A 21,546-nucleotide genomic window follows, 5' to 3' on the forward strand; every position below is an offset into this window, starting at 1 on the left:
TACTCATGGACAAATTTATAAAATGGATGGATATTCACTTTATTCCAGTAGCTTCAAAAATTGGGGCACAAAGACATTTGGTGGCAATTCGAGATGCATTCGTTGTTATTATGCCACTTATGATTTTAGGTGCTCTGGGAACATTAATTAATAACTTACCAATTCCAGGTTTTTCAAATTTTATGGACGGACTATTTCCTAAAATAGTTAACGATGTTCCAATCTGGAAGGGTGTAGGAGCAGGCGTTTGGAATGCTAGTTTTGGTATTATGTCATTATTCGTTGCATTCTTAGTAGCTCATAACGTTGCAAAATCATATGGTAAAGATGGTATGGCTGCTGGTACAGTATCAGTTGCTTCATTCTTCGCTTTAGGTGGTTTGCAATTAGCTGGGATGTCTTCAGTAGGATTATTCGTTGCACTTGTTGTCGGTTTGGTTTCAGCAGAATTATTCCAACGTTTAAGTGGTAACAAACATTTAATCGTTAACATGCCTGATGGTGTTCCACCTGCTGTTGCAAAAGCATTCGCTTCATTATTTCCAGCAATGATTGTTGTTACAATCTTTGCCTTTATCAATACATTATTCCAAGGATTCGGCGTAACTGATATTATTGCATCATTCTACAAACTTGTTCAAGAACCATTTATGGGCTTGGCAAATTCATATCCATCAGCATTATTATTAGCATTTATTGCACCATTCTTATGGTTCTTTGGTTTACATGGAGCTAATATGATTGATCCATTAATGCAAACAATTAACGCACCTGCTATTGCAGCTAACGTTAAAGCACTTAGTGAAGGTAAAACAATTCCTTTTATCGTTAACAAACCTTTCTTCGATTCATTTGTTAACTTAGGTGGAACTGGTGCAACTATTGGTTTGATTATTGCCATCTTCATTGTTGGTCGTAAAAATAAACCTTACAAAATGATTGGATCACTATCAGCAGCTCCTGGTATTTTCAATATCAATGAACCAATGATGTTTGGACTTCCAATTGTGTTGAATCCAATTATGTTCGTACCATTTATTTTGACACCAATGGTACTTGTGACTGTTGCGTATATTGCAACCGCCACTGGAATTGTGCCAGCAGCAACGGTAATGCCCCCATGGGTTACACCACCAGTAATTGGCGGGATTTTGGCAACTAAGAGTTTAGCTGGTGGGGTTTTAGCCGCAGTTAATGTGGTTATCTCAGCGTTAATTTACGCACCATTCGTTATCTTAGCAACAAAACAAATTGAAAAAGCTGAAGCAGAAGCTGAAGCAGCAAAAAAATAAAATAAAAGCGAATCTCTTTACGTTATTCTGTAAAGAGATTTTGTGTTAAATAAAGGAGTTTACTATGGTTAAATATGAATTTCCAAAAGATTTCTGGTGGGGGTCAGCTGCGAGTGGACCACAATCTGAAGGTCGTGTTTCAGGAGATGGAAAAGCTGATAATATTTGGGATGCTTGGTATCAAGCAAGCCCTGAAAAGTTCTTTAATCAGGTTGGACCCGAAAATACATCAAGGGTTTATCAAAAATACCAAGAAGATATCTCTTTGATGAAACAAACAGGTCATAATTCATATCGGACTTCAATTCAGTGGTCACGTTTGATTCCAAATCCATTCACTGGAGAGGTTAATCCTGAAGCTGTTACCTTTTATAACCATTTAATAGATGATTTAATTGCCGCTGGAATTGAACCTTTTATGAACCTTTACCATTTTGATATGCCAATGGTGTTACAAGAAAATGGTGGTTGGTTAAATCGTGAAGTTGTAGACTTGTATACGGACTATGCAGAAACTTGTTTTAAATTATTTGGCGATCGCGTTAAAAAATGGTTTACTCAAAATGAACCGATTGTTCCAGTTGAGGGTGGGTATTTATATGGATGGCATTTACCTGATGAACGTAATTTAAAGCATGGTGTCCAGGTGGCTTATCATGAAGCATTGGCAAGTGCTAAAGCAGTTGAAAAGTATCATTCACTCAATTTAGGTGGCACAATTGGGATTATTTTAAATTTAATGCCAACGTATCCAAAAGATGAGACAAATCCAGCAGATGTTAAAGCAGCCAAATTTGTTGATGGATTCTTTAATCGTTCATTTTTAGATCCCGCAATTAAAGGCACTTTCCCTCAAGATATTGTTGAGTGGTTGCATGAATATGACTTAATGCCAATCTATCATCAAAGTGATTTAGATGTTATTAAAGAAAATACTATCGATTTATTAGGCGTTAATTATTATCAACCAAGGCGAGCAGCGGCGAAAATAATTAAAGCCGAACCAGAAGGTGAAAATGGCTGGATGCCTGAAGATTTTTATACAGTATACGATATGCCTGGAAAAAAAGTTAATCCTTATCGTGGCTGGGAAATTTATGAAAAAGGAATTTATGATGCACTAATCAATATTAAGGATAATTATGGTAATATTGATTGTTTCATCTCTGAAAATGGGATGGGTGTTGAAGATGAAGCCAGATTTATTAATGCAGATGGGCAAATTAATGATGATTATCGAATTGAATTTGTTCAAGATCATTTGAAATGGGTTCATAAGGCACTTGAAGAAGGTAGTAACGTTCATGGCTACCATATGTGGACATGTATGGATAATTGGTCATGGTTAAATGCTTACAAGAACCGTTACGGATTTATTAGTGTTGATTTAGATAATGAAGCAAAACGCACAATTAAGAAGAGCGGTTACTGGTTTAAAAAAATGACAGAACAAAATGGATTTAATGACTAAAAATGGAGGCGAATGACTGATGGAAATGGAAATGAAATTAAAAATGCCTGCAGATTATCTATTTGATCAAATTATGGAGTCCGTACTATATGATATTAAAGATCAGACAGGTCAGAAATTAACAAAAAATCAATTAGAGGGTTTTGCGTTCACGAAAAAGTTTTCAAAAACACAATCAGCTGCTTTAAAAGTAACAAAAATAGTTGAAAACGAAAGTTATCATTTTCAAACGGATAACAATCGTAATAAATTTGATGTAAGTTACGATATTAAGGTAATTGATGATAAACGTTGTTTGTTAAGTTATAAAGAAGTCATGACTTCTAAAGGCAAGATGCAACAAATGAATGATGCCTTCATGAGTATTCTTATGAGTTTCTTTAAGAAGAGAAATTTCAAAAAAATGCTTAAACAAATTGAAAATAAGTATGCAACTAATTAGACTAAAAATAAAGAAGCAAACCGTATTTATCGGTTTGCTTCTTTATTTTTAGTCTAAAATTTCAACACCAATACCGATAACACCAGGGCCAGCATGAACACCAAGAGCAGGTGATGCATCGCCAAAGTAAAAATGTTCAGCATTTGGATACTTAGTTTTTAAGGTTTCGAAGATACTTGCTGCTAAAGGCTCATTATTACCATATGCAACGGCTATATCGAAATGAAGAGAATCGCCAATCTTATCATCAACGAGTGATAATAATTTTTTTAGTGCAGCTTTTTCGCCTCGAGCTTTTGCAATAGGATAATAAATACCATTTTCATCACATGAAATAATTGGTTTGATGTTTAAGAGATTCCCCATAAGACCAGAGACACGTCCAATACGGCCACCAACTTGAAGATAGTGTAGGGTTGGTAAATAGAAAAAGACACTACTTCTATCAACCGCTAGTTGAACCTTTGTGACAATTTCGTCAAAATAATTGCCTTCTTTAATTAAGTTTGATGCTAAAATACCAGCTAATCCACCACCAATACCAACATTTTTTGTATCGATGACTTCAACAGTTAATGATGATAATTTGGCGAATGTTTTAATTGAATTATAAGTACCAGACAAACCGCTTGAGATCGTTGTTGCAATAACATGTGTATAGCCATCGGCTTTAATTTGGTCAAAAACGTCGTTAATTGAGCCACCTGAAGGCGTTGCGGTTGTTGGAATCTCAGTCTCCATACGTTCATAAACTTCCGCAGGTGAGATAGAGATACGATCTAAGTAAGTTGCATCACTGAATGTAATTAAAATAGGGACCATATAAATATGTTCCTGTTCCATAAATTCTTTAGGAATATCCGAACCTGAATCTACTAATACTGCTATTTTTTCTTTACTCATCATTTAATTGGCCTCCTTCATTAATATAACTAATTTTTCACTGATAATATGATTAATCACGGCACTTGCAGCCGTTCGTTGTTCTAATTCAATGATTGTTGTTTCAGTCGTGACGGGCTTTAAGTTGGTATCAAAGGTTAAAGATTTAAGTTGTTCGTTAAAAATTAAAGCGAAGTTCATGTAAGCATCTTCAGATGAGTTATCGACTAAAATTTGGTCGATACCATTCTTGATAACATCTAACGGAAAAGCAGATTTTAAAACAGTAATAACAATGATTGCTGCTAAATGTTCCTTGCGATATCTTTTTTTGATGGGTTTAAACATAACTTCTTTTTTTACGTAATTATTGACCATTGTAGGTGTTACAGGCATTAAGTGTAATGGCTCTAAGTATTGATTAACAAGTTTCACGGATTGATCCATATAAAGGTCTAATTCCGGGAAATCTTGCCAATCAGGTAATGTAATTTTCTTTAAGCTATCTAGCCAATTTAAAAAAGATGATGGAACTTTTTGGCTCAAATGATAACCCCCCTTAACGTAATATCTTTATATTAGCATTTACATCTAGAGTTGTAAACTAGATTTAACTGTTTCTTAAAGTATATAAAAATAGCATGTTTATATGAAGATAAAAGTTGTACACTATAAGGGTATTTAATAATGAGAAGGAGTGAATTATTTATGATGGAACAAGCATGTACAACAATTTTAGTTGGTAAGAAGGCCACAATTGATGGCTCAACGATGATTGCTAGAAATGATGATACGTTTTTGCCTATTACACCACAACGATTCTTGATGTACCCTGCAGTAACCGGACGTCATGAAACGTTAACTTCGAATAAAAATGGGTTTACTGCACCATTACCAGAAAATGGGTATCGCTGGACAGCAACACCTAATGTTGAGGTATCCAGCAAAGGTGTCTTTGATGAAAGTAGTATTAATGAAAAAAATGTTGCAATGAGCGCAACAGAAAGTGTCTATGCGAATGAACGTGTTTTAGCATACGATCCTTTAATTAAAAATGGTTTAGCAGAAGATTCATTACAAACAATGGTTGCACCTTATATTAAATCAGCAAAACATGGTGTTGAATATTTAGGGGCTTTAATTACAAAATACGGTTCACCTGAAGGAAATGGTGTCTTATTTAGTGATAAAAATGATGTTTGGTACATGGAAATTGTTACCGGACATCACTGGATTGCACAACGTATTCCAGATGATGCTTATGCTGTTGCAGCTAATCAAGTTGCTATTCAAGAAATTGATTTTGATAATACAGATAACTTTATGTGGTCAGACGGTATCCGTGAATATGTAGAAGAGCATCATTTAAACCCTGATAAAACAGGCTGGAACTTCCGTCATATTTTTGGAACAGACACAGAAAAAGATCGTCATTACAACACACCTCGTGTCTGGTATGGTCAACGTTGTTTGAATCCAGAAATTAAGCAAGAACCAACTTCAAGTGAATTACCATTCATTTGTTACGCAAATAAAAAAATCAGTGTTGAAGATGTGACTGCTATTTTAGGTTCACATTACAATGAAACACAATATGATCCATTTGGTCATGGTGCTGATGAAGATCGTTTACGATTCCGTCCTATTTCAATGAATAGAACACAAAATGCACACGTTCTTCAATTGAGAAATAATGTTGATGATGCACATTCTGCATTAATGTGGATCTGTTTAGGTGTTCCAGCATTTGCACCATTTGTGCCATTCTACACGAATGCAACAGACACAGACCCAAGTTACAGCGAAACACCGTTAACACTAGATATGAATAGTGCTTATTGGATGTATCGTACGGTTTCGATGTTAACAGAATCACATTATTCTCATTTTATTCAAGAAAATGTTGATTACTTAAAGGCATGTCGTCAACAGTTGAAGACGATGGTTGCTGATATTGATGCAGCATCTACAGATATGAGTGGGGATGAATTAACAAACTACCTCACACAACAAAATTACGCAATTGTTGCTGATATGCGTGAAAGAACGATGAACATGATTGGTCAATTCATTACTGAAGGATTAACATTATCTAAATTAACATTTAACATGGATGCTAATTTATAAAAATAATATTTAACATGGATGCTAATTTATAAAAATAATATTTAAATACTTTGTACGCAAAAAGGCGTAATTCCAATATAACTTTGGAATTATGCCTTTTTGCGTACCCACATATATTAAGTACAGATAATTATTTTTAATGTAAGTTAGTTCATAAGTGTGCCAGTTTAATTTGATTCAAAAACAAAATAAGAGCGTTTATTAAATTCATTTCTTGATTTTGAGTACTCGATGGCGTGACCATTCACAAGCCAAACAATTTGTTCTACTTCTAATATTGGCGTTTGTTCAACAACGTTTAAATAATTGATATCTAATTCAGTGGCTTGTCTGGCTTGTATTTTTCTAGACATACCTGACATATTTAACCCTAACGTATTTTTAATATAACTATATATGGAAGTTTCCAGTACGGATTTTGATAAACCTGGAACTAATTTAACAGGCATGTACGTATCTTCCAAGATGAAAGGATTTCCATCTAAAAGTCGGAGTCTAATAATATGGTATGTTGGCTCTTCTGCACTAATATTTAAATGAGTTTGAACCTCTTTTTGAGGGAATACAACTTCAAACTTAATGACGTGACTTGTTATTCTGTCCCGTCCTTCTTGTTTACTTAATCCATCAAAATTATCTGCCGGTGCATCAACGCTATTGATAAGAGTCGAGGGACCTATAACAACTGTTCCAAAACCAGATTTTTTTAATATAAATCCTTCTCGTGCTAAGTCATCTAACGCCTTCTTTAAGGTTATTGAACTGACATCGAAGCTAGCAGATAATACTTTTTGATCAGGTAAAATGCTACCTTTTGGATATATATTAGAAAGTATTCGTTCCCGAATTATATTTTTAACTAACTCATATTTTTTCATAAATCCCTGTTCCCCCATAGATTTTAATGTCAAATTTAGTATTATTTAAACTTTAGGTGCGATTTTAAAAAGTATATTACTCTGCTTATTAAAAATTAGATCTCAAAAAAAATAGGTATGATGTAACTATTTTAGAATTAGAGAATATTGTACCGATATTTAGTATGACTAATTAATCGGTTAATACCGAATTATAACACTCAACTACCCTCTTTTCTATATAAGTGATAGCCAGAGTTTAATAAAACATATATCTTTTGTATAACAAAAGTATTGTTTTATTATACAAAAGATATATAATAGTAAATGAAAGCGATTTCTTAGTTAAAAAATAATTTATTAGAAGAAGGGTTGATTGATATATGATAAATGAAAATAAGATGCCTAAAGGTTTTTATTGGGGTAATTCTGTATCAAGTATGCAGACAGAAGGAGCATGGCAGGCAGATGGTAAAGGGCTATCAGTTTATGATATCCGTGACTCAGATAAAGGTGTATCCGATTGGCACGATGCGATTGATGAGTTTAACAGATATGAAGAAGATTTGGATTTAATTGCAGATATGAATATGAATATGTATCGCATTCAGATATCGTGGACTCGAATAGTACCTGATGGTGATGGAACTATCAACGAGAAAGGTTTTGAGTATTATGACCGATTAATTGATGGGATGATTAAGCGTGGTATTGAGCCAATGGTTTGTCTCTATCACTTTGACATGCCGTTAGCGTTGGCCCAAAAGCAAAGTGGATTTCTATCTCGTAAAACTGTTGATGCTTTTGTTAGGTTTGGGAAAGTCGTTATTGATCATTTTTCAGACAGAGTTAAATATTGGATTACATTTAATGAACATAATCTATACTTCACTGATGAAACATTTCATATTTCTGGATATACCAAGACGGAAAAAACAATTGACGATATGTATACCATATTCCATCATACGATGATAGCTCACGCACAAATTGCACAATATATTCATGAACAATATAAAGAACTTAAGATTGGAGGTATGTTGGCATATACACCAGTTTATCCAGCAACGACTAATCCAAAAGATTCTTTTGCAGTAAGAAAACAAAATGAATTTATTTATGAAAATCTAAATTCGTTATTTGTCGGACAATCATATTCTCCTGAAGTACTTAAATATATAGAAGTGAATAATATTCAAATGGATTTTAAAGATAGAGATAAGCAATATTTAAATAAAATTAAATCTGATTTCATTTCCTTTAGTTACTATCGCACAATGGTCATGGATGCTGATAAAATTCCAAGTGACGAGGCACCAAATAGATATATGAATTATAGTGTAGAAGAAAATACTTATTTATCTAGTAGTGAGTGGTCATGGAATATTGATCCCTTAGGATTCCGAAATGTAATTACAGATTTGCATAATCGTTATAGATTACCTGTATTTCCAATTGAAAATGGAATTGGCATCAAGGAGCACAGGGACAGCACAAATATAATCCAAGATGATGCTCGAATTGAATATCATAAAAGTCATATTAAGGCTATGAAGGATGCAATGTTTATTGATGGTGCTCAAGTTGTGGGCTATCTGGGTTGGGGATTAATTGATATTCCTAGTTCACATGGTGACATGGAGAAAAGATATGGTGCAGTTTTTGTTGATAGAACAAATCATGATTTGAAAGATATGAAGAGAGTTCCAAAAAAATCATATTATTGGTTTAAGGATATCTTAGAAGAGAATGGAGAAAAAATATAATGGAAAATAAAACTGAAAATAAAGCAAACACGTTCATTACGAATAAGTTATTACCTATAATTATGAAATTTGTGAATACAAAACCTATAAGGGCTCTGCAAGATGGAATGGTATACGCATTACCTTTTATTATTATAGGATCCATATTTTTAATTTTGTCCAATTTCCCGGTGCCAAGTGTTGCAGATGCGCTTAAAGATTCAGGTTGGTCAGCATTTTTCACACAAGCATATACAACAACATTTGGTATTTTATCTATCTGGGCGGTAGTTGGTATCGCGTACGTATATGTTCGTAATGAGGGATATGAGGCATTACCCGCTGCATTGACAGCATTATCATCTTTCTTGATGTTACAGATGCTCCAAGTGGCCGCACCTTTAGCCGGAGTAATGGGTAAAAATGGAGCAGGTATTGTTAACAGTGCTGGTAAAGAGGTCCTAAGTGGTTCTGCAATAACAGAAAATATAGACAAATTACCTCATTCGCTTCAATCATTCATGCAGTCGCCAGTTAATGGTGTAATTAACATTAGTTGGTTGAGCGGTCAAGGAATGGTGGCTGCAATTATTGTAGGTATTTTGGTAGGTTGGGCATATACAAAAATGATTAAAGCTGGTTGGAAAATAACACTCCCAGAACAAGTGCCAACTAGTGTTGCTAATCAATTTACTGCCATGATTCCATCTGGTGTTATATTAACTGTTACTATGTTAATCTTTGCTTTAATTAAGACAGTGTTAAATACAGATATGTTAAATCTCATTTATAAGATGTTAGCAGCACCTATGCAAGGACTATCAGATTCATTAATTGGGGCTATATTGATTGCCTTCTTAGTATCATTCTTTTGGTTCTTTGGTGTTCACGGAGGACTGATTGTCGGTGGAATTGCAGGAGCCTTCTTAATTCCTAATACTTCTGGAAACGCTGCTTTATATCAAGCTGGTAAATTATCGTTAGGTAACGGGGCACATATTGTTACTAATGAATTTTATAATAATTTTATTAACTTGACGGGATCTGGAATAACCATCGGACTAGTTATTTTCACACTAGTTGCAGCTAAATCTGTTCAGCTTAAAACAATCGGTAAAATTGAGCTTATTCCAGCTATTTTTAATATTAATGAGCCTTTTCTTTTCGGATTACCTTTAGTTATGAATCCATTTTTAGCTATACCATTTTTCATGGTACCAGTTATTGTAGCAATCTCTACTTATGGGGTAATTTATTTCGGAATTGTACCACCTTTAAATGGTGTTGCGGCACCTTGGACAACGCCAGCAGTTATTTCAGGATTTTTAATTGGAGGTTGGAAGATGGCCTTATGGCAAGCGGTAACGTTAGTAATATCAGCTGTCGGATACTATCCATTCGCTAAAAAATATGATCAATATTTATGTAATCAAGAACAAGAGCAAGAATTAAATAATAAAGCAGAGTGAAAGGAATAAAAAATCATGGAGAAAAAAATTATTATGTTAGCTTGTTCAGCTGGTATGTCTACATCTCTACTAGTATCAAAAATGCAGGCGGCAGCTTCTAAGCAGAAAAAAGATTATGAAATATTTGCAACATCAACATCAGATGTAGACCATCAAATTGAAAGTGTTCATCCGGATGTATTGTTATTAGGGCCACAGGTCAGTTATATGAAGGAAGAAATTAAAAGTAAAACTGATGCTGCTGGAATTCCTATGGACGTCATTGATATGCTAGATTATGGGATGATGAACGGTGAAAAAGTATTACAAACAGCAGTAAATTTAATTGCGGAATAAAATAAATTTAGTGAAATGGGGATGAAAAATATGAATGATAAAGATATGACTGTAATAATGGGAATTATTATGGAATCGGGGAATGCGAAGGGATTTGCCGCTCAAGCAATCCGCATGGCTGAGCAGTCTGATTTTTCTAAATCTGATGATTTTATGAACCAAGCACAAGAGGCGTTAACTAAGGTGCACAATATCCAAACTACTTTGTTAACAAAAGAGGCCAATGGTGAAAAAACGAAACTTAATTTGTATTTGATACATTCGCAAGATTGGCTAATGACGAGTATCTGTTATATTGATTTAGCTAAAGAAATTATAACTATGTATAAATCAATTAAAAAAAACGCCGTATAAAATGACGCATTATAGACGTGCTATGAGAACTTCTTTAATTTAATACGTTTATTAAAAATTATAATTATCAGATACTAAAAATATTAGTCGAATGACTGAAAAGGAGAACAATGGGAACTATATTAGCAATTGATATTGGTGGGACAACCGTAAAGTATGGAGAATGGAAAGAAAATCAGTTCATTTCACGTGGTAAGAGGGAGACCCCTGAGACGTGGAAAGATATGAAAACTTTAATTAAAAATTTATATAATAGTTGTCAGAACGCTGAAGGTATAGCCATTAGTTCTCCAGGATCAGTTGATACGGTAAATGGAATTATTCATGGGATTAGCGCCATCCCTTATATACACAATTTTCCGATTAGGGATGAGTTGGAACAATATTTAGGCGTACCAGTTTCTATACAAAACGATGCTAATTGTGCAGCATTAGCTGAGAATTGGATTGGAAACGCTAAAGATGTAGATGATTTTGTTTCTATTATCATTGGATCTGGAGTTGGTGGTTCTGTAATAATGAATAAAAAATTAAAGGCCGGAAGTAATCTATTTGGTGGCGAATTTGGGTACATGATTTTAGATGTAAATGATGATCGTACTTTCAGTGAGTTGGTTAGTCCAGTAAATCTTGCCAAACAGTATTCTTCAGAAAATAATCGTGAAATTAACGGAAAACAATTATTTGATTTATCTGACTCTGGTGATGATAAGGCATGCCAAATTGTAGATGATTTTTATAAACATTTAGCCGTAGGAGTGTTTAATCTACTTGTATCGTATGATCCTGACCTTGTTTTAATTGGAGGCGCTATATCTGAAAGACCTGGTTTGATTAAAACACTAAATAAATATATTAATCAATTAATCATTGCCAAACGTGCGGATGGCCTTAAGTATAATTTAAAAACATGTTATTTTTATGGAGATGCTAATATGATTGGCGCAATATACCAATATAAAACAAATTTCATAACCTTTAACACTATTTAAATATAAAAAAGCTCATAATTATTAGATTTAGATCTAATAATTATGAGCTTTTTGTATTGAATGTTCTATTTTTTACAGCTATTTATTAATTTCTTCAATAGTACCCTTAGCGTCTTTTTCAACTTTCATATCTGAAATTGAGATATAACCTAATTTCTTGATTAAGCCGTTTTGAATTTTGTCTGATTGAATATAACCAATAAATTTAGCTGTTGCGTAGTTAGGAGAACCTTTAGTATACATATGTTCGTATGACCAAATTTTCCAATTGTTTGTTTCAACATTTTTTGATGTTGGTTTAACGTTATCAATAGATAATGCTTGGATGTTATCTTTTAAGTACGAGAATGCTAAGTAGCTGATGGCACCTGGTGTTGAAGATACCATTTTTTGAACTGTACCGTTTGAATCTTGTTCTTGTGTTTGTTTAGCTGTTTTATTTGGAAGGATACTACTATCAAATACGGTACGTGTACCCGAACCAGAAGCACGATTAATGACAACAATCGCTTGGTCTGCTCCGCCAAGTTCTTTCCAGTTTGTTGTCTTACCTAAGAAAATGTTAGCAAGTTGTGCTTTTGAGAGGTTAGTTACTTTTGTATCTTTGTTGACAACAGGTGCAATACCAACAACGGCAACTTTGTGATCAACAATCTTTTTAGCATCTACGCCGTCTTTTTGTTCTGCAAAAATGTCAGAATTACCAACGGTAACAGCACCTGTAGAAACTTGGCTTAAACCAGTACCTGAGCCACCACCTTGCACGCCAATTGTTAAACCTGAATTATCTGCTTGATAGGTTTCAGCTGCTTGTTCAACTAAAGGTTGTAAAGCAGTTGATCCAACAATAGTAATTTTACCTGTAATTTTTGATGAATCATCTGAAGAAGATGATGATTTACCACATCCTGCCAACAATAAAAGACCCATTGCTGCTATCGAAATAATTGCTGTTTTCTTTCTCATAATTAACTTCCCCTTTTATTTTGTATTCGTATTTAAGAACAACTTCATAATATCAGTTAAATGTTATGGTTCTGTATGAATCGTGTAATGATTTACACCTGAAATTGTAAAGAATGGGTAAAGGTGGAGCGAAATACTTTGCTTTTGTGAGTGTGATTATCTATAATAAAAACCAGCTCATTATGACAGTCTGTCATAAAAACGGAAATAGGGGGAGACAAATTGATTCTAGAAATAAAAAACGTTTCAAAAACGTATAATATGGCTGGTGGTACGACATTCAAGGCTTTAAAAGACATTAATGCTTCTTTTGACAAAGGAGAATTAGTTTCAATAGTTGGTGAATCCGGAAGTGGTAAATCAACATTAATGAACTTAATAGGTGGATTGGATTCAAATTTTGATGGCGAAATTACGTATAATGGTGAAAATATTGGTGATTTTTCTGAAAAAGAACTTGTTAACTTTCATAAGAAGAGTATTGGATTCATTTTTCAAAATTTTAATTTAATTCCTCATTTAAGTTTGATTGATAACGTTGCTATGGCAATGACGCTTTCAAATGTTGATAAATCAGTACGTGTCAAACGTGCTAAAAAATTATTAACAGACGTTGGGTTACAAGATCATATGACAAAGAAGCCAGATCAAATATCTGGTGGGCAAAAACAACGTGTTGCTATTGCACGTGCCTTAATGAATGATCCTGATGTCATTATTGCTGATGAACCAACAGGTGCTTTGGATTCAGAGACAACTGATGCTGTCTTAGAAATTATCAAAGATATCGCAAAGCGTGGTAAATTAGTTTTAATGGTTACTCATTCAGATCGCGTTGCGGCATATTCAAGTCGTGTTGTACGAATTGATAATGGTGCAATTATTTCTGATTCCGAACAAGAACAATTAGAGTTGCATACTAATGAAGATGAATTTAAAGGCGAAACGCCTAAGAATTTAAGTCTATGGTCTGCAATTCGATTAGCTGCACTTAATATGAAAGCTAAATTTTCTCGTAATTTACTTGTTGCTATTGGCTCAAGTATTGGGATTATGTCTGTTGTTTTAATGTTATCGCTTGGAAAAGGGGTAACAAGTTATATAAAGGATACGATGACTAGCTACGTGAATCCCAATGTGACTGAAGTTCATATGAAGGCAAAAACAAGTTCTTCAAGTAGTAGTTCTAAAACAGCAACACCAGCTGCTGGTTCTCAAGCCCAAGCAGCGCAAGCTAAAGAACAACAAAGTCAAATGGCTGCAATTACTGGTCAGACAGGATCATTTTCTAAAAAAGATATTAATAAGTTAACAAATATTAAACATGTGAATGAGCTACAAAAGGGTTATACAGCAATTTCACTAGGTACAAATACAGTTTCATATAAGGATAAAAAAGCTAGTTTGATGCAGTTGGGTACAATGAACTCAGGTATTACAAAATCAAACATTACCAAGGGTACTAAACCAGGTAAGGATGGCATTTTATTAGATAAAACAACTGCAGATTCATTAGGCAAGAACATTGTTGGTAAACAAGTTAAAATTGCGATTGTTTATAACGAAAAAACGATTAAGAAAACGTTCAAAGTTGCCGGAATTTATGAAGCATCTGGAAGTAGCAGTTCAAGCAGTTTAGTTTACTTGAATTACGCTGACTTACAACAATTAGTTGAAGATAATAATGAAACAATTAAACCAAATGTTGTTTATCTTCATACAAACGATAAGGCTAATACGGCAGGTATAAAAGCTAAAGTTAAATCATTGGGTTACACAGGTTCAATTCAAGAAAAAATGTCAGAAATGTTTACTCAAATGTTAGATATTTTGACAGACGTTTTAACGGCCGTAGCTGCGATATCATTGCTCGTTTCTGCAATTATGATATTAGTGGTTCTAAATATATCTGTTGTTGAAAGAACAAAAGAAATCGGTGTTATGAAAGCTTTAGGAGCACGTCGTAAGGATATTCGCCGTATATTTGTTTCCGAAGCGTTCCTAATTGGATTAGCATCTGGCTTAATTGGTGTTGGCGTAACGTATATTTTAGCCTTTGGGTTAAATGCATTCTCAGTTGCAACATTCGATGTTACGATTGTTAAAGTTACAGCTAGTTATGTATTCTCTGGTATTTTAATCAGTGTCTTGATTAGTATGGTTGCTAGTTTCTTACCAGCAAACAGAGCATCAAAACTTGATCCAGTTGAATCTTTAAGAAAAGAATAAGTAAATAAAGTTGCATTTTTAAATAAAGACTAGTAACATGACAAGTTGTCACATGACAGCTTGTCATTTTTTGTATAAAGGAGAAAATATGCCTAAAAAAACGTATTTTAATTTAGATGAAGATAAGCAACAACGGATATTGGATGCTGCTAAAGAAGAGTTCTCAAGAGTACCCCTGTTTGAAGCATCAATTAGTAATATCATAAAAATTGCAGATATTCCGCGAGGGAGTTTTTACCAATATTTCGAAAATAAAGAAGATTTATACTTTTATTATTTTGATACTATTCGACAGAATCAAACTAAAAGATTTGGTGAATTATTAAAACGAAATCAAGGTGATGTCGTGACGACTATGAAGACCTTTTTTTCAGAAACGATTGCGAATACAGTGTCCGGAGAAGATGCTGCATTTTTTAAAAACGCCTTTGTCCGAATGGACTTTAAAATGAGTAGTCGGATGCAGCCACATCATCCTCACCACCCGCATCATAGTGGGAAACAGCCACATTTTGGTGGACCATTTCATCAAAATTTAAAAGCAGATTTTGATATTATGAGTGAAATTGATCGGTCTTTACTAACCATTTCCTCAGATGAAGAAATTAGTTTACTTATGTTTTCTTTAATGAGTCCATTTATGAAAACTATTAATGATTATTTTTCAAAACAAAGAGAAGGTATTGAAATACCTGTTGAAGAGTTACAAAAAGAATATGAAACAATGGCTAACTGGGTAGCTATTGGTGTTTCAAAAAGGAAGGAATAAAAATAAATGATAAAAGTAATGAAAAATCGCGTTAGCGTTTGGGCAATGTTTGGTGCATTTATATTTATGATTGTCCAAGTTATCTGCGATTTATATTTACCAACATTAACATCAGACATGATTAATAAAGGTGTCTCACAAGGCGATGTTGCGTATATCTGGCAGGTGGGTTATGTCATGTTAGGCGTAGCAGCTATTGGTATTGTTGCGGCAGTTGGTAATGTCTTTATCGCTTCACGCTTAGCGCAAAAATTAGGACTTAGATTAAGAAGTCATATTTACAAAAAAGTACTTAATTTTTCAAGTCATGAATTTGATCAAATTGGAAATTCAAGTTTAATTACAAGAACATCAACTGATGTTCTACAAATTCAAAACGTTACCGTTATGATGTTAAGAATGATGATCCAAGCGCCTATTATGTTGATTGGTGCTAGTATTTTAGCTTATAACAAACAAAAAGAATTAACCGTGATTTTTTTAGTAGCTGTTCCAATTTTAATTATATTAATTGCTTCAGTTATGTATTTTGCAGTGCCGCTGTTCAAAACGTTACAAAAAAGAATTGATCATATTAATCTTGTCTTTCGTGAAGGTTTAACAGGTGTTCGTGTTATTCGCGCATTTAACCAAGATAAATATGAACAAAATCGTTTTGATCGTGTGAATAAAGAATATACAGATAATGCCCGTAAAGTATTTTCAATTACGGCGCTAATGTTCCCCATGATGACTTTAGTTCTTAGTGCAACCAATATCGCAATTATCTGGTATGGTGGTCATTTAATTGGAGATATGTCGATGCAAGTGGGTAATCTAGTTGCGTTTATGACGTATGCAATGCAAATTTTATCAAGTTTTATGATGTTATCGATGGTATTTGTCATGTTACCTCGTGCGCAAGCTGCTGCAGCACGTATCAACGAAGTTTTAGATACGAAGAATTCGATAAAAGACCAACCTGATGCAATTACAGTTGATCGTAGTAAAGTAGGAGCAAGTCAATTGTCATTTGATAAAGTTAATTTCCGGTATACGGGTGCTGAAAAAGAAGCCCTAACAGATATTAACTTTGAAGCAAAGGCGGGTCAAACGATTGCGATTATTGGTGGTACTGGATCTGGTAAGTCAACGTTAATTAATTTAATTCCACGATTGTTTGATGTTGAGTCGGGCGATATTAAAATTGATGGTAAATCAATTTATGAGTTAACCCAAGTAAGCTTACACGACCAAATTTCTCTTGTTCAACAAAAGACAGTTCTTTTTAGAGGAACAATCCGAAGTAATCTACAGTTTGGAAATGAAACGGCAACAGATGATGAGTTGTGGCATGCGCTAGAAATAGCACAAGCTAAATCGTTTGTTGAAGAATCAGCGGATGGCTTAGACGGCATAGTTGAACAAGGTGGAGATAACTTCTCTGGTGGCCAAAAGCAACGACTTGCAATTGCAAGAGCATTAGTTAAAAAAGCTTCTGTTTACTTGTTTGATGATTCATTCTCAGCGCTTGATTTTAAAACAGATGCTAAATTACGTGGCTCACTTAAAACGGATGAAAGCATCAAAGATAGTGTTGTCGTAATTGTGGCACAACGGATTTCTAGTGTGACAAGTGCCGATTTAATCTTAGTTATCGATGGTGGAAAAATCGTTGGTAAAGGGACTCATGAAGAATTGAAAGCCACGAATGAAACCTATCAAGAAATTATGCAGTCACAAATCAGAGAGGGGGATGCAGAGTAATGGCAGATAATAAGTCAAAACAAGCAACGCAACCTATGCGGGGCGGTCGAGGTGGACATGGCAATATTGGACGACCAGTTGAAAAGCCTAAGAACTTTTGGAAAACAATTGGGCGTTTAGCGAAATACATGTCACCATGGTTAATTTCAATAGGGATAGTATTAGTGCTAGCCATTATATCTGTAATTTTCCAGGCGGTTTCTCCTAAAATTTTAGGACGCGCAACAACCGAGATTTTCTCTGGGGTAACTAAAGGATTCACTCAAATGAAACAGGGGCAGAAAGTAACCTCGTTGCCAATTAATTTTGATGCAATTAAGAATATCTTACTTACAGTTGGTATTATGTATATTGCGTCTGCACTTTTCAGTTTTGTGCAGCAATTAATCATGACTAATATTTCTCAAAAAACGGTGTACGCACTTCGTAAAGATATTAAGGCTAAAATGGAACGCGTGCCTGTTTCTTACTACGATACACATCCAAATGGTGATATTATGTCTCGTGCTGTAAATGATGTGGATAACATTTCTGGAACGTTACAACAAAGTTTTACACAGTTAGTAACAAGTGTTGTGACCTTTGTCAGTGTTCTCTATATGATGTTTTCAATTAGTTGGCAATTAACGTTAATTGCTTTGATTATTGTTCCTTTGAGTTTGGTTGTTGTCTCATTAATTGCGCCTCGTTCGCAAAAGTTCTTTGCTGGACAACAAAAGAGTTTAGGACTTTTGAACAATCAAGTGGAAGAAACGTATGCGGGTCATACGGTTGTTAAGACTTTTAATAAAGAAGAAAAAAATATTGATATTTTTGAAAAACAGAATAATGATTATTATAAAAGTTCATGGAAAGCACAATTTATTTCTGGATTAATTATGCCAGCAATGAACTTTATTAAAAATATTGGCTATGTCTTTGTGGCAATTGTTGGTGGAATTAAGGTTTCACAAGGAACAATTACTTTAGGTAACGTCCAAGCCTTTTTACAATATGTGAACCAATTCTCACAACCAATCACTCAAATTGCCAACTTATCTAATACGATTCAAGCAACTGTAGCTTCTGCAGAACGAATTTTTGAAATCTTAGATGAAGAAGAATTGAAAGATGAAAGTAACGATGACTTACCAATTGCTGATAATGGTAATAAAATTTCCTTTGATCATGTTCAATTTGGTTACTCAGATAAGAAGCTTTTGATGACAGATTATAATTTGGATGTTAACGAAGGACAAAAGGTAGCAATTGTTGGACCTACAGGTGCTGGAAAGACAACGATTATTAACTTAATTGAACGCTTTTATGATGTCTCAGCGGGATCAATCCGACTAAATGGTGTCGATACTAAGAATTTGAAACGAGAAGATTTACGTAAGTCAATCTCGATGGTGCTTCAAGATACTTGGTTATTTACAGGTACTATTATGGAAAATATTCAATATGGTCGTGAAAATGCAACGGATGAAGAGGTTTATGCTGCAGCAAAAGCCGCTCATGTTGATACATTTGTTCGTCAATTACCAGATGGTTATCAAACTGTTCTGAATGAAGACGCTTCAAATATTTCACAAGGACAACGTCAATTGTTAACGATTGCTCGTGCATTTTTGGCTGACCCAGAAATTTTAATTTTAGATGAAGCAACGAGTTCAGTTGATACACGAACTGAAGTTTTGATTCAAAAAGCGATGGATACCTTATTAGATAGCCGAACAAGTTTCGTTGTGGCGCATCGTCTATCAACGATTCGTGATGCGGATAATATTATTGTAATGGATAATGGCTCAATTATTGAAACTGGAAATCATGATGCTTTGATTGCTAAAAACGGGTTTTATGCTGATTTATATAATAGCCAATTTGCAAACGGTACTATTTAAATTAAAAATAATGAGCTGAATTTGACCTTAGTTAAATTTGTGTTCATTATTTTTTCGTTTTTAAAATACTTGGGCATTCTTACCGGCTTTTAATCTTCTTCTTACGACGTTGATAATTTAGCGTATAATAAAAAAGACTCTAAAACAGTAGATGATTATTTAGAAAATGAGGTTTAATCATAATGAAACAATCACAAATTAGAAATTTTTCAATTATTGCCCATATTGATCATGGTAAATCAACTTTAGCTGATCGAATTATGGAAGAAACACAAACTGTCAGTGAACGTGAGATGTCTAGTCAATTGTTAGATTCAATGGCTGTTGAACAAGAACACGGGATTACAGTTAAATCACGAACGGTTCGTAGTTACTATACAGCTACTAATGGTGAAACTTACGAATATAATTTTATTGATACACCGGGACACGTTGATTTTTCATATGAAGTTTCGAAAAGTTTAGCTGCTAGTGATGGGGCTATTTTATTGGTGGACGCCACTCAAGGTGTGCAAGCACAGACGGTTGCAAATTACCGTTTAGCTAAAGAAAACAACTTAAAAATTATTCCAGTAATCAATAAGATTGATCATCCTAATGCTGATGTTGAAGAAACTAAAATTCAATTGATGGAATTAGCTGACGTTGATGAAGACGAAATGTTATTAATATCAGCTAAAACTGGGATTGGTGTTGATTTGGTTCTAGAGGCTATTAAAGACCGTATTCCAAAACCAATCGGTGATATTGAAGCACCACTTAAAGCATTAGTTTTTGATTCACATTTTGATGCATTTAAAGGAATTGTGGCTTATATTCGTGTCTTTGATGGTGAATTTAAAGCTAATAATTTACTTCGATTTATGCAACAAACGACTGATTTCCAAGTAGTAGAAGCAGGTATTTTTAAACCTGACATGGTGGCTGTTGATAGTCTACATGCCGGGGATGTTGGCTATGTTATTACAGGGCTAAAAGATCCTCAACTAGTTAAAATTGGGGATACGTTAACTTCTCAAAGTAACCCGACACCAGAAGCACTTCCTGGATATAAAGAATCAGAATCAATGGTTTTTGCTGGATTTTATCCTAAAGATAATAACTATAAAGAATTAAAATCAGCTATTCAAAAATTAGCTTTAAATGACTCATCTTTCCATTATAAAGAAGAAAAGTCAGATGCTTTAGGACTAGGATTTAGATGTGGATTCTTAGGGATGTTACATTTAAGTATTATTCGTGAACGTCTCGAAAAAGAATACCAATTAGGGGTGTTAACAACGACGCCTAATGTTACGTACCACGTTATTTTGAAAAATGGTAAAGAAGTTGTTGTTGATAATCCTGTCCAATTCCCTAATTTTTCTGAAATTGATCATGTTGAAGAACCATTTTTAGATGTTCATATGACCGTGCCAGATGAACAAGTGGGCGATATCATGAAATTAGCTGAAAAACGTAAAGGTATTTTCCAAGATATGTCATACAATTCTGGTCAAACTGAATTGAATTATGCGTTACCAACGTCTGAAATTGCCTATGATTTCTTCAATCAATTAAAATCATTATCACATGGCTATGCAACAATGGAAACGCAATTTAAAGGATATCAAACAGCAGACGTTGTTAAAATGGACGTTTTAGTTAACTATGCAACAGTCGATGCACTAGGGTTTGTTGTGCATAGACAAGATGCTGTGGAAATTGGTCAGAAATTAGTTGAGCAATTGAAATATTCAATTCCACGTAAATTATTCCCAATGCCAGTACAAGCAGTTATCGAAAATAAAGCTATTTCGCGTGCAAATGTACCGCCTCTTCGTAAGAGCGCAACAACAAGTAGTGATAAAAAGAATGCTGCCAAACAAGATATGCTACGCCGTCAAAGCGCTAATAAACGATTGGGCTCTAAGGCTGAAATGGAATTACCACAAGAAGTATTTAATGCAATATTGGAAGTTAACAATGATAACTAGTCTTTAGAAA

At 34.1% G+C, this 21,546-nt stretch carries 18 protein-coding genes; 14 read left to right on the top strand and 4 right to left on the bottom strand.

The window, feature by feature from the left end:
* Positions 1–5: 5 nt before the first annotated feature.
* The 3 genes from AC1RPW_RS00980 (at position 6) to AC1RPW_RS00990 (ending at position 3,205) form a co-directional block, all read left to right on the top strand.
* On the top strand, positions 6–1,292 hold the full coding sequence (locus AC1RPW_RS00980) for a PTS sugar transporter subunit IIC (RefSeq protein ID WP_409021736.1): 1,287 nt from the start codon (positions 6–8) through the stop codon (positions 1,290–1,292).
* 64 nt (positions 1,293–1,356) lie between these two features.
* Positions 1,357–2,763: a glycoside hydrolase family 1 protein gene (locus AC1RPW_RS00985; protein WP_481760985.1), complete on the top strand. Its 1,407-nt coding sequence runs from the start codon at positions 1,357–1,359 to the stop codon at positions 2,761–2,763.
* A 19-nt stretch (positions 2,764–2,782) separates the two neighbouring features.
* Positions 2,783–3,205, top strand: coding sequence for a DUF3284 domain-containing protein (locus AC1RPW_RS00990; protein ID WP_481760984.1), 423 nt, complete (start codon positions 2,783–2,785; stop codon positions 3,203–3,205).
* Between the two features lie 48 nt (positions 3,206–3,253).
* Here AC1RPW_RS00990 and AC1RPW_RS00995 read toward each other — a convergent pair whose 3' ends face one another.
* Positions 3,254–4,111 carry a DegV family protein gene (locus AC1RPW_RS00995; RefSeq protein WP_481760983.1) on the bottom strand — a complete coding sequence of 286 codons (858 nt, stop codon included), beginning with the start codon at positions 4,109–4,111 and terminating at the stop codon, positions 3,254–3,256.
* The gene (locus AC1RPW_RS01000) at positions 4,112–4,633 is read right to left on the bottom strand and encodes a DUF1836 domain-containing protein (protein WP_481760982.1); all 522 of its coding nucleotides are present in this window, start codon (positions 4,631–4,633) and stop codon (positions 4,112–4,114) included.
* Between the two features lie 162 nt (positions 4,634–4,795).
* On the opposite strand from AC1RPW_RS01000, the gene AC1RPW_RS01005 reads away from it, so the two are divergent.
* Positions 4,796–6,214, top strand: a complete 1,419-nt coding sequence (locus AC1RPW_RS01005) for a C69 family dipeptidase (RefSeq protein ID WP_481760981.1) — start codon at positions 4,796–4,798, stop codon at positions 6,212–6,214.
* A 167-nt stretch (positions 6,215–6,381) separates the two neighbouring features.
* On the opposite strand, the gene AC1RPW_RS01010 is transcribed toward AC1RPW_RS01005, so the two are convergent.
* Positions 6,382–7,092: a GntR family transcriptional regulator gene (locus AC1RPW_RS01010; protein WP_481760980.1), complete on the bottom strand. Its 711-nt coding sequence runs from the start codon at positions 7,090–7,092 to the stop codon at positions 6,382–6,384.
* Positions 7,093–7,454: 362 nt separating this feature from the next.
* On the opposite strand from AC1RPW_RS01010, the gene AC1RPW_RS01015 reads away from it, so the two are divergent.
* The 5 genes from AC1RPW_RS01015 (at position 7,455) to AC1RPW_RS01035 (ending at position 11,967) form a co-directional block, all read left to right on the top strand.
* Positions 7,455–8,837 carry a glycoside hydrolase family 1 protein gene (locus AC1RPW_RS01015; RefSeq protein WP_481760979.1) on the top strand — a complete coding sequence of 461 codons (1,383 nt, stop codon included), beginning with the start codon at positions 7,455–7,457 and terminating at the stop codon, positions 8,835–8,837.
* Positions 8,837–10,285 carry a PTS sugar transporter subunit IIC gene (locus AC1RPW_RS01020; RefSeq protein WP_481760978.1) on the top strand — a complete coding sequence of 483 codons (1,449 nt, stop codon included), beginning with the start codon at positions 8,837–8,839 and terminating at the stop codon, positions 10,283–10,285. Before AC1RPW_RS01015 ends, AC1RPW_RS01020 begins: the two co-directional genes overlap by 1 nt.
* Before the next feature lie 15 nt (positions 10,286–10,300).
* A complete protein-coding gene (locus AC1RPW_RS01025) occupies positions 10,301–10,621 on the top strand; it encodes a PTS sugar transporter subunit IIB (RefSeq protein WP_481760977.1) in 321 nt (106 codons plus the stop codon).
* A 21-nt stretch (positions 10,622–10,642) separates the two neighbouring features.
* The gene (locus AC1RPW_RS01030; protein ID WP_481762169.1) at positions 10,643–10,975 is read left to right on the top strand and encodes a PTS lactose/cellobiose transporter subunit IIA; all 333 of its coding nucleotides are present in this window, start codon (positions 10,643–10,645) and stop codon (positions 10,973–10,975) included.
* A 110-nt stretch (positions 10,976–11,085) separates the two neighbouring features.
* A complete protein-coding gene (locus tag AC1RPW_RS01035) occupies positions 11,086–11,967 on the top strand; it encodes an ROK family protein (RefSeq protein ID WP_481760975.1) in 882 nt (293 codons plus the stop codon).
* A 78-nt stretch (positions 11,968–12,045) separates the two neighbouring features.
* Here AC1RPW_RS01035 and AC1RPW_RS01040 read toward each other — a convergent pair whose 3' ends face one another.
* Positions 12,046–12,933 (bottom strand): phosphate ABC transporter substrate-binding protein PstS family protein, encoded by an 888-nt coding sequence (locus AC1RPW_RS01040; protein ID WP_481760974.1) that lies wholly within the window; start codon positions 12,931–12,933, stop codon positions 12,046–12,048.
* Positions 12,934–13,194: 261 nt separating this feature from the next.
* Here AC1RPW_RS01040 and AC1RPW_RS01045 point away from each other — a divergent pair, with 261 nt between their 5' ends.
* The 5 genes from AC1RPW_RS01045 to lepA all read left to right on the top strand — a co-directional run bounded on the left by AC1RPW_RS01045 (position 13,195) and on the right by lepA (position 21,536).
* Positions 13,195–15,162, top strand: coding sequence for an ABC transporter ATP-binding protein/permease (locus AC1RPW_RS01045; RefSeq protein ID WP_481761143.1), 1,968 nt, complete (start codon positions 13,195–13,197; stop codon positions 15,160–15,162).
* 88 nt (positions 15,163–15,250) lie between these two features.
* Entirely contained in the window at positions 15,251–15,931 is a 681-nt protein-coding gene (locus tag AC1RPW_RS01050; RefSeq protein ID WP_481760973.1) for a TetR/AcrR family transcriptional regulator, read from the top strand.
* Positions 15,932–15,937: 6 nt separating this feature from the next.
* Complete coding sequence (locus AC1RPW_RS01055) at positions 15,938–17,677, top strand: ABC transporter ATP-binding protein (protein WP_481760972.1); 1,740 nt, start codon at positions 15,938–15,940, stop codon at positions 17,675–17,677.
* Positions 17,677–19,560 (top strand): ABC transporter ATP-binding protein, encoded by a 1,884-nt coding sequence (locus tag AC1RPW_RS01060; RefSeq protein ID WP_481760971.1) that lies wholly within the window; start codon positions 17,677–17,679, stop codon positions 19,558–19,560. Before AC1RPW_RS01055 ends, AC1RPW_RS01060 begins: the two co-directional genes overlap by 1 nt.
* A gap of 182 nt (positions 19,561–19,742) precedes the next feature.
* Complete coding sequence (gene lepA, locus AC1RPW_RS01065) at positions 19,743–21,536, top strand: translation elongation factor 4 (protein WP_481760970.1); 1,794 nt, start codon at positions 19,743–19,745, stop codon at positions 21,534–21,536.
* The last annotated feature ends 10 nt before the right edge of the window (positions 21,537–21,546 follow it).

It is taken from the genome of Dellaglioa sp. CoH-55-MRSF-8, assembly GCF_056782195.1.

What these genes read in the sequence shown, in the direction of transcription:
- AC1RPW_RS00980 (WP_409021736.1), top strand. Translation starts at nt 6, where the DNA reads ATGGACAAATTTATAAAATGGATGGATATTCACTTTATTCCAGTAGCT.
- AC1RPW_RS00985 (WP_481760985.1), top strand. Translation starts at nt 1,357, where the DNA reads ATGGTTAAATATGAATTTCCAAAAGATTTCTGGTGGGGGTCAGCTGCG.
- AC1RPW_RS00990 (WP_481760984.1), top strand. Translation starts at nt 2,783, where the DNA reads ATGGAAATGGAAATGAAATTAAAAATGCCTGCAGATTATCTATTTGAT.
- AC1RPW_RS00995 (WP_481760983.1), bottom strand. Translation starts at nt 4,111, where the DNA reads ATGATGAGTAAAGAAAAAATAGCAGTATTAGTAGATTCAGGTTCGGAT.
- AC1RPW_RS01005 (WP_481760981.1), top strand. Translation starts at nt 4,796, where the DNA reads ATGATGGAACAAGCATGTACAACAATTTTAGTTGGTAAGAAGGCCACA.
- AC1RPW_RS01010 (WP_481760980.1), bottom strand. Translation starts at nt 7,092, where the DNA reads ATGAAAAAATATGAGTTAGTTAAAAATATAATTCGGGAACGAATACTT.
- AC1RPW_RS01015 (WP_481760979.1), top strand. Translation starts at nt 7,455, where the DNA reads ATGATAAATGAAAATAAGATGCCTAAAGGTTTTTATTGGGGTAATTCT.
- AC1RPW_RS01020 (WP_481760978.1), top strand. Translation starts at nt 8,837, where the DNA reads ATGGAAAATAAAACTGAAAATAAAGCAAACACGTTCATTACGAATAAG.
- AC1RPW_RS01025 (WP_481760977.1), top strand. Translation starts at nt 10,301, where the DNA reads ATGGAGAAAAAAATTATTATGTTAGCTTGTTCAGCTGGTATGTCTACA.
- AC1RPW_RS01030 (WP_481762169.1), top strand. Translation starts at nt 10,643, where the DNA reads ATGAAAAATATGAATGATAAAGATATGACTGTAATAATGGGAATTATT.
- AC1RPW_RS01035 (WP_481760975.1), top strand. Translation starts at nt 11,086, where the DNA reads ATGGGAACTATATTAGCAATTGATATTGGTGGGACAACCGTAAAGTAT.
- AC1RPW_RS01040 (WP_481760974.1), bottom strand. Translation starts at nt 12,933, where the DNA reads ATGAGAAAGAAAACAGCAATTATTTCGATAGCAGCAATGGGTCTTTTA.
- AC1RPW_RS01045 (WP_481761143.1), top strand. Translation starts at nt 13,195, where the DNA reads ATGGCTGGTGGTACGACATTCAAGGCTTTAAAAGACATTAATGCTTCT.
- AC1RPW_RS01050 (WP_481760973.1), top strand. Translation starts at nt 15,251, where the DNA reads ATGCCTAAAAAAACGTATTTTAATTTAGATGAAGATAAGCAACAACGG.
- AC1RPW_RS01055 (WP_481760972.1), top strand. Translation starts at nt 15,938, where the DNA reads ATGATAAAAGTAATGAAAAATCGCGTTAGCGTTTGGGCAATGTTTGGT.
- AC1RPW_RS01060 (WP_481760971.1), top strand. Translation starts at nt 17,677, where the DNA reads ATGGCAGATAATAAGTCAAAACAAGCAACGCAACCTATGCGGGGCGGT.
- lepA (WP_481760970.1), top strand. Translation starts at nt 19,743, where the DNA reads ATGAAACAATCACAAATTAGAAATTTTTCAATTATTGCCCATATTGAT.